The organism is Campylobacter sputorum (assembly GCF_002220775.1).
Classification (GTDB): domain Bacteria; phylum Campylobacterota; class Campylobacteria; order Campylobacterales; family Campylobacteraceae; genus Campylobacter_F; species Campylobacter_F bovis.
Window position 1 is genome coordinate 1494631 of the sequence record NZ_CP019685.1, and the last position, 11742, is coordinate 1506372.

The following is an 11742-nucleotide window of genomic DNA, read 5'->3' on the forward strand; positions in this document are numbered from 1 at the left end:
TTTTGTTCCTAAAATTTTCAAATTTGCGTATTCTAACATTTTAAAGCTTTAGCAAATATTTTTTATTAAATTATCGTTTATAATTGATATTATACTCAAATTCTTTAAGCCTTTTATGAATTGACCTTAATTCTGTTATAGTTGTCCAATTACTTACTAATATAGAAAAACTTTCTCTAACTTGCGAAAAAGCATTTGAAACTTGTATCAAAATGCCAAGAGTTATAGCTCCACTAAAAAGCGAAGTTCCCATAAAAAGATGCGGAACTATAACCATAAATTGTTCAAAAGAATAAAGCCAAATATTAAAATATCCATAATGTAAAAACAGTCTATGATAATTAAATCTAAGTCCAGTAAAAAGTTCAGTTAAAGTGCTTATATCTCCATAATTTTTCTTATCATCTTCTGCATAAACAAGCTCTTTTCTAAATGCTGCTTCAACTTTTTGGTTATTATATTCAAGCCCTGGAAGTTTAATACCAACAAACCAAGATACGATTATACCGCCAATTGAGACAATCAAAGCAAGCCAAACCAAAGAACCTTTTGTATCTCCAAATAATGGTATACTAAGCCCATCACTTAAATGCCAAAGTATAGGCAAAAAAGCTATTAAAGTCATAACAGCTTTTATAAAAATAAGACCTAAGCTTTCTACAATTTTTGCAAATCTATAAATATCTTCTTGAATACGCTGCGATGAACCTTCTATATCTTTTTTTATGCCTCTCCATTGATTTATATAATCAAATGTCATCGCTTCACGCCACCTAAAAGTGTATATGCTCGTAAAATACTGGGTCAAAGTAGCGATTATCACATAAGGCATTGCAATATACAAAAACCTTCTAACCTGCGCCCAATACTCATCAATTGTGTGTTTAGATATATTTTGCATCATATCGTAAAAGTCTTTATACCATTCATTTATCATTACATTACACTGAACTTGTGCATAAAGAAGAATTACAAGCAATAATCCACCACCATAAGACCACAATAACCACTTTTTATTTGCAAAAAATGAACGAAACATTAAATTCCTTAAAATAAAAACCATAATTTTACAATTTTTGTTATAAATATTGTATTTAATCGCAAATTTACATTGCTAGTTGTTTAAATTTAAAAAAATATTGATTAATATCAATTAATTTTATAATAAATTATAATACAATACAAAATTAATAAAATCTACAAAGGAGGTTTTTTGAGTATAGTTGAAAAAATCAAAAACTACCCATCTTTTTTTGCCATTTTAATTCTTATTATAAGTTTTGGAGTGGTTATAGGGCATGGGCTTTTTACATTTGTGTATGCCAAAGGATTTTCATATATGAGTAATGATCCAACATCCTGTAAAAACTGCCATGTTATGAATCAAGTGTATGAAAGCTGGATGAAAGGTGGACATCAACATGTCGCAACCTGTAATGATTGTCATGTTCCGCATGATTTCATAGGAAAATGGATGATGAAGGCAGAAAGTGGGCTTCATCACGGATATGCAGTTACATTTAAAGATAATCCCGTTTCTTTTAGTCCAACACCAAAAAGTAAGAAAATCATACAAAACAACTGTATGTCATGCCACAAAGAGTATGCCGCACATTCTATAGATGCAACTATGAAAGCAAGTGCTCCTGGAAATGAGCCGCTTAACTGCGTAAGTTGCCATAGATCAGTTGGTCATGCACATAATTACTAATAAAAAATTTAGGAGATAAAATGAAAAAAAATGGAATACTTTTTACAATTGCGTTTTTAATCGCAGTTATATTAGGCGGTGCTATGTTTGCTCTTTTTGCAGATATTGGCGAGAAAAAAGCTGAAGAAAGACAATACCCTATGATGCTTCATAAAGTTAGCGACTTAGATCCAGATATAGAAAAATGGGGTAAAAATTTTCCTTCACAATTTGATAGTTTTATAGCTATGAGGGATATCAACTTTGAGACGCCATTTGCCGGTTCTATGCCATATAGCAAACTTATAAGATGGCCAGCTGCAACTGTTTTTTGGGATGGATATGCTTTTGCGGTTGATTACAATAGACCAAGATTACATTACTACTCGCAAATAGATCAAATAGAAACAAAAAGAAATGATAAAGAGTATTTAAACTCTCATGGTCTTCCTAAATTTAAAGGTCAACCAGGTGCCTGTGTTAACTGCCATACAGGACATTTAACAGCTATCATAAATGACCCTGATTATCATTTAAGTGAAAATCCAGTTGAAGCAGCAAATAATCCTATGGGCTTTTTTGATATTGATAAAGAAAATGGTGCGGTAAAAAAAGCAGCTTGGACAAAAATGAACTCAATGCCATACTTTAATGTTATGAAAATGGTTGCAAACAAACACGGCGAAGATGCAATCGAAGGCTCACATTTAGGAAGTAGCTGTGCTGATTGCCATAATCCTGATGATATGAGTTTAAGAGTTACAAGACCTGCATTTGTAAATGCAATGGTTCAAAGAGGATATGAAGCTGATGTCAAAAGCGGTATAAAAGCAACTAGGGCTGAAATGAGAAGTTATGTTTGCATGCAATGTCATGTCGAATACTACTTCCAAGGAAAAGACTCAACTCTAACTTTCCCATGGTCAAAATGGCCAAAAGACGAGCCATTTAAGATAGAAATGTTTGATGAATACTATGATGAAGCATTTGAAAATGAAAGTTTTAAATTCGATTATAAACACAAACAAACAGATGCATCTATAGTAAAAATGCAACATCCTGAAGCAGAGCTAAGCTCATCAGGAATTCACGCAAGAAATGGTGTAAGTTGTGCTGATTGCCATATGCCTTATAAAAGAGAAGGTGCACAAAAAGTTACTAACCATACAGTCCAAACCCCTTATGCTGATTTAACAGCAAGTTGTAAAACTTGCCATATGCAAGATACAAAAGAGTTAGCACAAAGAATCGAATTTATACAAAATCGCCACTCTTATGAGTTAAGAAAATGTGAAAATTCACTTTTATCGCTTATTGCAGACATTAAAACAGGTAGAGGGGAACTTGCCAAACATTCTGAATTTATAAATTTAAATCCAGATGAGCAAAAAGCTGCTATTAGTGAAGCATTAAAAGATGCGCTAAAAATGCATAGAAAAGCTCACATTAGATGGGATTTTGCATTTAGTGAAAATAGTTATGGCTTCCATGCACCAAGCGAAGCAACTAGGATAATAGGTCAATGCCAAGAATACGCAAGACAAGGACAGCTTGATTTAGCAAACGCACTTTCAAAATATGGCGTAAGTATAAATTTAACAAAAATAGCTAATAAGCCTGCAACTCCTGAGCAAATTACTTCTCACAAAGCTCCTGTGGCAACACCGCCTTCAGATGAGTTATTAAAATTAGATCAAGATATTAAAAATTTAAATTTTAAATAATTCTACACTTACTAAAATTACCCAAAATTTATTTTGGGTAATTTCTTAAACCATCTTGGTTAACCTAAGTTACTAATTTCAAAGCATGCTTTACTATAAATTTCTACTATTTGGTTAATATATTTTTGTAAATTTAAGGGGCTAAATTCTAATCCTTTTTTGCTTAAAGAAATATTATTTTCTTATAAAATATTAAATAATTAAAATTAATTTTTTAATTTTATATTTATATTTTATAGTGTATAATTCGGGCAAGATCAAATTCAAAACAAGGAGAGAAATTATGGCAACAAGAAAAGAGCATGATTTTATAGGCGAACTAGAAATCGATGACAAATTTTATTATGGAGTTCAAACATTTAGAGCTGTTGAAAATTTCCATATGACAGGAAGAACATTTGGTGATTATCCATTTTTTGTGAAAGCTTTTGCACAAATTAAAAAAGCAGCGGCTTTAGCAAACAAAGAAGTTGGAGTTCTTGATTCAAAATTAGCAGATTCTATCGCAAAAGCTTGCGATGAAATTATTGCTGGCAAATATGCTGATCAGTTTGTAGTTGATATGATTCAAGGTGGGGCTGGAACTTCTACAAATATGAATGCAAATGAAGTCATCACAAACATTGCATTAGAAAGCATGGGACATAAAAAAGGCGAATATAAATATCTTCATCCAAATGATCACACAAACTTAGGTCAAAGCACAAATGACACTTATCCAAGTTCAATTAAAGTAGCTACTTATGCAAAATTAACAGATCTTCTTAAAGCCATGAAACATTTGCAAGACGAACTAGATAAAAAAGCAAAAGATTATAAAGATATGATTAAAATGGGTAGAACAGAGCTAGAAGACGCTGTCCCTACAACTCTTGGCAATACATTTAACGCATTTTCGACTTATATAAAAGATAGTATAGAGCAAATCACAAAAGCAAGAGAATATATGTCATATCTCAACATGGGTGCAACAGCTATAGGAACAGGAATTAATTGCCATCCTGATTATAAAAAAGCTGTTCACAAAAAACTAACTGAAATAGTAGGAAGCGAATTTAAACCAGCTAGCGACTTCATAGCTGCTACACAAGATACAGCCGATTTTGTGCAAGTTAGCGGAACTTTGAAAACAGCAGCTGTAAGACTAAGCAAAATTGCAAATGATTTAAGGCTTATGAACTCAGGCCCAAGATGTGGTCTAGGAGAGATTGAGCTTCCTAAAATGCAACCTGGTAGTTCAATTATGCCAGGAAAGGTTAATCCTGTAATTTGCGAAGTTGTAGGTGAGGCTTGCTATGAGGTTATGGGAAATGATGTAACCATTATGCTTTGCTCTGAAAGAGGCGAATTTGAGTTAAATGCATTTGAACCAGGTATTGCTTATGCACTATTTAACTCTATAACAATACTTGAAAATGCTATGAACACACTCGCTGATAAAGCAATCAAACATCTAGAAGCTAAACCAGAAGCTTGCTTAAAATCAGTTCTTGGATCAGTTGGTATAGTAACAGCATTTAATCCATATATTGGTTATGAAAAATCAGCAGGTATTGCCAAAGAAGCATTACAAACAGGTAAAGCAGTAGGGGATATTTGCCTAGAAAAAGGTTATTTATCTAAAGCTGAAATAGATAAAATTTTAGATCCAAAAAATATGCTTAACCCCCATATGTCACATACTGGAAAATAATTAAAAAAGTTTGAAATCTAAAATTTCACACTATTAAATTTTAAGGAGCATAAATAATGGACATTTCACTTATTTTAGAAATTATCGTTTTACTTGGAGCGATATTTTTAGGCGTTAAACTAGGCGGTATAGGTATAGGTTATGCTGGCGGAATTGGCGTTATAATTTTATCAGTTGGTCTTGGGTTAAAAGCTGGAAGTATTCCTTGGGATGTTATTTTAATCATAGCTTCTGTTATATCAGCAATTGGTGCTATGCAAGTTGCTGGCGGACTTGATTATTTGGTTCAAATAGCTGAGAAAATACTTCGTAAAAATCCAAAATATATAAATTTCTTAGCACCAACAGTTACATACTTTTTGACAATATTTGCAGGAACTGGACACACTGCTTTTTCAATGATACCAGTTATTGCTGAAGTTGCAAAAGGTCAAAATATAAAACCATCAGTTCCACTTAGCATTGGTGTTGTAGCTTCTCAAATTGCCATCACTGCAAGTCCAGTATCTGCTGCTGTTATATTTATGGCCGGAGATAAAGCACTTGGGGGACTAGGAATTTCATATCCTATTTTACTTGCAATTTGGATTCCTACAACATTTTTAGGTTGTATGGTAACTGCACTTATAATGAACTTATTTTGGAATTTAAAACTTGATAACGACCCAGTTTATCTTGATAGACTAAATAAAGGCTTAGTAGAAGCTCCTCAAATGGAGGGAAGCTACAAAGAACTTCCAAAAGGTGCAAAAACATCTGTTCTTATTTTCTTAGTCGGTGTTATTGTGGTTGTGCTTTATGCTTCAGCTATTAGCCCACAATTTGCATTAATCAAAGATATTAAACTTCCTAGAGATGGTGCTATTATGAGCATAATGCTAACAATTGGTGCTTTAATTGTTATGTTTTGCAAAATTGACATTGACAAAATTCCACTCCAAAGCACATTTAGAAGCGGTATGACTGCTTGCGTTTGTGTTTTAGGTGTTGCTTGGCTTGGAGATACTTTTGTTTCAAATCACACACAAGAAATTAAGGATTTTGCTGGAAATTTAGTTAGAGATTATCCAGTTTTATTATCAGTAGCACTATTTTTTGCTAGCATGCTTTTATATTCTCAAGCAGCAACTGCAAAAGCGTTAATCCCAACTGTTATTGTTGCTCTTGGGCTTAATGCTACAAATAACGGTGATGCTTACATATTGGTAGCTTCATTTGCTGCTGTTTCGGCTTTATTTGTTTTACCAACCTATCCTACTTTATTAGGTGCTGTTCAAATGGACGATACAGGAACAACAAGGATTGGAAAATTTGTATTTAACCACCCTTTCTTTTTACCTGGTATTTTAGCCATTGCATTTTCTGTTGCATTTGGTTTTATACTAGCACCTGTTTTACTTTAAAAGTTTAAGGAGAGGTAACTCTCCTTAAAAAAAGGTCATTAAAATGAAAAGAATTGGTATTATTGGCGGTATGGGTCCGCTTGCAACTATAGATATTTTTGAAAAAATAGTCAAATTAACAAATGCCAACAAAGATCAAGACAACATTCCTATAGTTATAGATAATTATCCTCAAATTCCAGATAGAACCGCTTATATACTTGATAATAAAGAAAATCCATATCCATATCTAAAAGAAAGTGCATTAAGACTAAAACAAGCAGGATGTGAAGCTATATGTATGGCTTGTAATACAGCTCATTTTTTTGCACAAAAGCTAGTAGATGAAACAGGTGTAAATTTAATACACATAGCAAAAAATGCAGTAAATGCTATAAAAGTTAAATTTCCAAATGCTAAGAAAATAGCGGTTATTGCCACAACAGGCACAACAAAAGCTAAAATTTATGAAGATAATCTAATTTCTTCTGGATATGAATGTGTTAAAATAAGCGATGAAAATATGCAAAATATAATGGATTGTATATACAAAGGCGTAAAAGCAAATAAAACAGATGAGTATGTAGATATTTTTAATAATACAATAGACAATATACAAGCAGATGTTTATATAGCTGCTTGCACCGAAATACCACTACTTTTACCATATTGTAATAAAAAAGATTTATTTATAGATGCGACACTTGAACTTGCTAAAACAATGGTAAAATTTAGCCTAGGAAAATAAATTTTATATTCAACATCAAAAGAAAAAATCTCTCTTATAAAAATTAACCATGGGTTTTTTCTTCTACCATTTGATTATAAAGTTTAAATATTTCACTATTTAGAGCTTCAACTTTTTCAAATTTATCTACAAATATATTTATATTTCTATCACTATATCCATTTTTAGCATCATTTAAATTTTGATCTATCAAAGAGATAAAATTTTCTATAGGAGTTTGCAGTTTTACATAAGTTTTAGTATTACCAAATTTATCTTTACAATCTTGGAAATACCACGCTTTTATACTATTAGAAATGCTTTGTAATTCATCTAATTTATCTGATTCGTTTACCACACTAGAATACGCCTTCACCTTATAAACTATGTGAGAAATTTTTGCTATTATACTAAGAATTTTATCTTCGACATATCTTGAATTTTTTGATGTTTTGTTAGCATCTATATTAAATTTATCCATAGTGTCTTTAAATTTACTAACACTTTCATTAGCATTTTGTGCTATTTTATCTATCTTAGAAGCATTTTCATTTAAACCATTCGTCTTTTCTTGCAACTCTTTTATATTAGAACTAATCTCAACTATAGCATTTTGAGTATTTTCAGCTAATTTTCTAACCTCATCAGCAACCACAGCAAATCCTCTACCAGCTTCGCCTGCCCTTGCGGATTCAATGGCAGCATTTAAAGATAGTAAATTTGTTTGTTCTGCGATATCTTGTATCAACTCTATAATAGTTGAAATTTCATTTGTTTTATTTGCTAATGCATTTATTTCTTGGGTTGAATTGTTGATAAGATCTGTAAGCAATATAACATTTTCATTTAAGTTTTCTAAATCACTCATAGTTTCATTTGCATTTTTTGCAGTATTATTTGCCATATTTGTCATATTTGAAAGCTCTTTTATACTTAAATTTAAATCCTTTTGAATATCATCAATTCCCTTATTTCCATTACCAAGTTGCTCAAATTTTTCAGATAAAATGCCCCTAGTTTTACCTTTTATACCAGCAGTAATTCCATCAATTCCATCTTTCATAAAAATGGCATTTTTCTTAAAAAGTCCTCTAAATCCATCTTGAAAAATATTTCTATATGTTATGCCCTTATTTGCGTGATCTACACATGTTGACATTTCTCTTTGCAAAGCTTCCATCTGATCTAAAACATCATTTATCCCATTGCTATCTTTGCCATAGATTCTTTTTGATTAATACCTGTTATTCTAGGCTCTAAAATACCATTTCTAGCAGATTCAATTACCTTTAAAATTTCATCATAATAAGGTATTTTTTTAAAAAACATAATTTTCCTTTATAGTCTTTGTAGGTTGTTTACAAACTCGTCATAACTTAATTTTTTTTGTGCAAGCATGCTATCCAAAAGTTTTTGTGATTCTTCCATTCCACCTGATTTTTCAGCATTTAAAAGCTCTTTATAAAGAGGAATTATGATATCCAATGCTTTTTTATTTGGCTTCCTTCTAACAGAGTAATAACCTATGGTTTTTCCACTTTGATCAACTGAGGCTGTAATATTTGCAAAAACCCAGTAATAAGAATTATCAAAACTTCTATTTTTGACATAAGCAAAAACTTCATTTTGCTTTGTTATATGCTCCCACAAAATTTTAAAAACAACTCTTGGCATATCTAGATGTCTTATAATGTTGTGTGGTTTACCAAGCAAATATTTTCCTCAGTTGTTGCAACTATCTTTAAAAAAGGCTCATTGCAATATGTTATATGACCATGTATGTCAGTTTTTGAAACTAAAAAAGCATTTTCATCAACCTCTTTTTGAAAAGCTGTAGTATCTAAATTTGCCATTTACTCTCCTAGTAAATTTAATATAATTATACCAATTTAGACAAATTTAGCAAATTTACTAGGAAACGAAAATATAACAATATTTAAACATTATTTTATAAATTTAAGAATTTCATTATCAATAATAAATTTTATCTATTAGCAGCTAACCTTACAATTTCTTTTATAACTTCACTAGCCATTTTTAGAGAATTTACAGGAATGTATTCATAAATAGAGTGAAAATTATGTCCACCTGTAAATAAATTTGGAGTAGCAATTCCTTTTTGAGAAATTACAGCACCATCATATCCGCCACGCATAGGCTTTATCTTTGGCGATATTCCTAAATTTTTAAAAGCTTGAAGCGGCAAATTTATAGCCATATGATCTAAGCTTAAATAATTAAAAACATTTTTATATCTATCATTTAAAGTAATTTTTACTCTATTGTCATAAATTTTGTTAAAATAATCAGCCATAGTTTGCAAAAATTGCATTCTTTGATGATACTTAACTTCATCAAATTCTCTAATATCTATTTTTAATATGGTTTTGGCACTATTCCCACTTAACTCTTTTACCCAAAAATACCCTTCTTTGTTTTCTGTATATTCTGGTGCTTCGCCACTTGGCAAAAGCGAAATAAACTTATGAGCCATCAAAAGAGAGTTTATAAGCTTACCCTTTGCGTTCATAGGGTGAGCTGAAGCACCTATAAATTCTATCTCACAATCTCCAGCATTCCAATTTTCATATATAAACTCGCCTATTTCGCAACAATCCAAACAATAACCAAAATCAGCACCGATATCTTTTACATCAAGAGCTTTTGCACCTCTTAAACCCTGCTCTTCATCTGGCAAAAAGCATATTACTATCTCTCCATGCTCTATATCTTGATTTAAACAAAAATACTCAGCCATATCCACAATAGCCGCAATTGCGGCCTTATCATCAGCTCCAAGTAAGCTAGTTCCATCAGTTGTTATGATATCATCACCAATATAATTTTTTAGTTCTGGATTCTCATTTACCTTTAAACTTATATTTTTGTTTAAAGCTATATCTCCACCGCTGTAATTACGGACTATTTTAGCTTTTGTATCTCCACTTTGTTCCGCGCTAGTATCAAGATGAGCAAAAAATGCGATACTTGGCAGAGATTTTTTAGAATTTGTTGGGATTTTCGCTATCAAAATGGATTTTTCATCTAATCTAATATCTTTTATACCAAAACCTTCTAATTCGCTTTTTATAAACTTAGCAAGTTCTAATTCACTAGGATTAGATGGCATTATGCCATCTGCACCATTTGCTCTATTTGTAGTGGTATTGATCTTTGTATAATTTAAAAATCTCTCTATAATATCCAAAATTTATCCTTTAGAGTATAAAAAATGCTATTACAACTGTTGAAATAAACATTCCCAAAAATGTTCTTTTTGCAAGCTCAACTGGATTTGCCATTGCAATTCCTGCACAAACTATACAAGCACCAGCTATCGGAGAAGCACTTCTTCCAAGACTTCCTGCGATCTCAGCAGCCATTCCAAGTTTATCTTGTGCAAAACCAAGATCAGCTGCATGAACTGTAATGGCAGCGTTAAATGCCATTGTTGCAGCATCGCCTGAGCCAGTAACAATTCCCATTATAAATGGTATAAAAGTTCCACCAAATTTAACATAAGTTTGTTCGCTTTTCAAAAACTCTATAACCCACTCTATTGCTCCACAAGCTGTAAGTCCAGCAACAAAAACACTAGCAGCTATGATAATACCCATTATCTCAGCATACGCACTTCCCATACCATTAAAAAACTCTTTAGTGATTTTTTGTGGATCTGTCCATGTGGCAAAAATAGATATAATAGCACCCAAAATCATTGCCTCAGCAACACCCATCTTTGTCCATTTCAAAAACTGAGTATCACTTAAGCCTGTTCCACCAATTACCAAAATAGCAAGTGGAATTATAGGCATCAATGCATAAATAACATTTGATTTAATAACTCCTTCATCTTTAGCATTAGCCTTGATTGTATAATCTTTGGTTTTATCATAATCTTTTAAAATTATCGCCATTATAGAAATACAAATAGCAACTATTACAAGAGAAACAAAAGCATTTGGCATCTGAACTTTTATAACATCTTGAACGGTGTAAGCTGCATTTCCAGACTTTACAACTAAATCAGTTACATAAATATTATGTGATGCACCTGGACTTAAAACTGAACCAAAAGTTCCAGCAAGCACAGAAGCTGCAGCCATAGAAGGGCGAACACCTGATGCCATCAAAAGAGGTATCAAAGTTGCACCAACAGCAGCAGAACACCCAGCAGCTGATGGAATGGCAATATTTATAAAATATGTCAAAATTGTGGTCAATGGAATTAAAAAAAATCCTAAATTTTTTATAGGTTTTGTAAGAAGAGCCACTAAATGTTGATCACATTTTGTAACTTTCATAACATAAGCAAAACCCATACTAGCACATATTGCCTTTATCAAATTTGCATTTGTCATTGACTTTGTAAAAGCTGCAAATGCACTCATTGGCTGCAAACAAATCACACAAAGTATTAATCCAACACCTATTAAAACAGTTTTTGTGTCGTGTTTTTTAATAAGCAAAAAAACAACTGCAAATATACCAACAAGCGACAAAAATAGTCTTAATGTTTCCATAAA

The 11742-nt window shown here is 31.7% G+C and carries 10 protein-coding genes and 1 pseudogene; 5 read left to right on the forward strand and 6 right to left on the reverse strand.

Annotated elements, in window-relative coordinates:
• Window positions 1–70: 70 nt before the first annotated feature.
• Window positions 71–1039 (reverse strand): putative transporter, encoded by a 969-nt coding sequence (locus tag CSPB_RS07525; protein ID WP_089193759.1) that lies wholly within the window; start codon window positions 1037–1039, stop codon window positions 71–73.
• Between the two features lie 174 nt (window positions 1040–1213).
• On the opposite strand from CSPB_RS07525, the gene nrfH reads away from it, so the two are divergent.
• The 5 genes from nrfH (at window position 1214) to cuyB (ending at window position 7237) form a co-directional block, all read left to right on the forward strand.
• Window positions 1214–1711, forward strand: coding sequence for a cytochrome c nitrite reductase small subunit (gene nrfH / locus CSPB_RS07530; RefSeq protein ID WP_089193760.1), 498 nt, complete (start codon window positions 1214–1216; stop codon window positions 1709–1711).
• A gap of 20 nt (window positions 1712–1731) precedes the next feature.
• Complete coding sequence (locus tag CSPB_RS07535) at window positions 1732–3414, forward strand: ammonia-forming cytochrome c nitrite reductase subunit c552 (protein ID WP_089193761.1); 1683 nt, start codon at window positions 1732–1734, stop codon at window positions 3412–3414.
• A 283-nt stretch (window positions 3415–3697) separates the two neighbouring features.
• Window positions 3698–5107, forward strand: a complete 1410-nt coding sequence (locus tag CSPB_RS07540) for an aspartate ammonia-lyase (RefSeq protein WP_089193762.1) — start codon at window positions 3698–3700, stop codon at window positions 5105–5107.
• Between the two features lie 56 nt (window positions 5108–5163).
• Window positions 5164–6510: an anaerobic C4-dicarboxylate transporter gene (locus CSPB_RS07545; RefSeq protein ID WP_089193763.1), complete on the forward strand. Its 1347-nt coding sequence runs from the start codon at window positions 5164–5166 to the stop codon at window positions 6508–6510.
• Window positions 6511–6553: 43 nt separating this feature from the next.
• Window positions 6554–7237, forward strand: coding sequence for a cysteate racemase (cuyB, locus tag CSPB_RS07550; RefSeq protein ID WP_089193764.1), 684 nt, complete (start codon window positions 6554–6556; stop codon window positions 7235–7237).
• 43 nt (window positions 7238–7280) lie between these two features.
• Here cuyB and CSPB_RS08960 read toward each other — a convergent pair whose 3' ends face one another.
• From CSPB_RS08960 to dcuC, 5 genes and pseudogenes are all read right to left on the reverse strand, one after another.
• A complete protein-coding gene (locus tag CSPB_RS08960; RefSeq protein ID WP_151899147.1) occupies window positions 7281–8396 on the reverse strand; it encodes a methyl-accepting chemotaxis protein in 1116 nt (371 codons plus the stop codon).
• A gap of 17 nt (window positions 8397–8413) precedes the next feature.
• Complete coding sequence (locus CSPB_RS08930) at window positions 8414–8545, reverse strand: hypothetical protein (protein WP_256363465.1); 132 nt, start codon at window positions 8543–8545, stop codon at window positions 8414–8416.
• Between the two features lie 9 nt (window positions 8546–8554).
• Window positions 8555–9069: pseudogene (locus CSPB_RS07560) on the reverse strand (PAS domain-containing protein).
• A gap of 131 nt (window positions 9070–9200) precedes the next feature.
• Window positions 9201–10424, reverse strand: a complete 1224-nt coding sequence (gene pepT / locus CSPB_RS07565) for a peptidase T (RefSeq protein ID WP_089193765.1) — start codon at window positions 10422–10424, stop codon at window positions 9201–9203.
• 10 nt (window positions 10425–10434) lie between these two features.
• Window positions 10435–11739 carry a C4-dicarboxylate transporter DcuC gene (gene dcuC / locus CSPB_RS07570; RefSeq protein ID WP_089193766.1) on the reverse strand — a complete coding sequence of 435 codons (1305 nt, stop codon included), beginning with the start codon at window positions 11737–11739 and terminating at the stop codon, window positions 10435–10437.
• Window positions 11740–11742 lie beyond the last annotated feature (3 nt).